The organism is Mycolicibacterium xanthum, assembly GCF_019710635.1.
GTDB lineage: Bacteria > Actinomycetota > Actinomycetes > Mycobacteriales > Mycobacteriaceae > Mycobacterium > Mycobacterium xanthum.
Genome location: NZ_JAIFZS010000132.1, coordinates 1 through 961 on the forward strand (window position 1 = coordinate 1; position 961 = coordinate 961).

A 961-nucleotide genomic window follows, 5' to 3' on the forward strand; every position below is an offset into this window, starting at 1 on the left:
AGCCTCGATCCACCGATGAGCTGTTATAGCTGAGGCTGGGGTAGCTTTGGTGAGCACTTGCCGGTGGTGAGCAGGGGGTATCTGCTGGTCTGTCCAGCTTTTCCTTGTGTGCTGCGGTCGGGCCTTTCGGCGGGTGGTCAGGTGGTGGCGATCGCCGGTGGGCTGTGGCCGATGATGTTGCGCCACAGGGTGAGCCACTGTTGGGCCCATGGCCAGTGCGCCGGTAGGTGCAGAACGGGTCGGCGTTGCGGGCAGGTCAGTCGGGCTGGGATGGTGATGATACGTCGGCGCAGGGTGGCGCCGCGGGCTACCTTGTGGGCATCGCCGGCCAGGACGCCGGCGGCGCGCAGCAGGTTGTGGGCGATCGCCGCGCACAAGATCCAGGCCGAGTTCGCCCCGAACAACCCCGAAGGCATGTGGGCCAGGGGTCCGTCGATGAGGTCGGCGAACACGGTTTCGATGATGGCGTGGCGGCGATGGGTGATGTCGGCGGCGTCGACGGGTTCCTCGGTGTCGGTGAAGAACGGGTGATACCGCCAGACCGGGAACAGGGTGTCGGGGTAGCGGGCGTCTTTGACGCGGCGCACGATGAGGCGGGCGGTGACCGGGTGCTCGGTGGAACCGAAGGCGGTAAAGCTGGTTTCGGCGACCTCGGCATCGGAGATCCAGGCGCCGGTGTCGGGGTCGCGCACCGCGCCGGGATAGTTGACCGGGGTCCAGGCGTCGTCGTCGATCCCGGCGATGGCCGCGGCCACTGGGCGCGTTTTGGTCAGCACCACCGAGAATCGGGCGCCGGCCCGTTGGCAGGCCGCCACCACGGTGCTGTTGCCGTAGGCCGAGTCGCCGCGGACCAGGATCTGGCCGGTGACCCCGGCGGCGCGTGCGGTGGCCACGGCTTGGGCGATCATCCGGGCGGCGCCCTTGCCGGAGTTGGTCTTGCCCGCCCGCAGCCGGGCGCCGG

The 961-nt window shown here is 69.4% G+C and carries 1 protein-coding gene; it reads right to left on the minus strand.

Features of this window, described 5'->3' with window-relative positions:
- Window positions 1-137: 137 nt before the first annotated feature.
- The coding region (locus JDV09_RS26385) for an IS1380 family transposase (RefSeq protein ID WP_221372080.1) at window positions 138-961 on the minus strand (824 nt) is incomplete at its 5' end.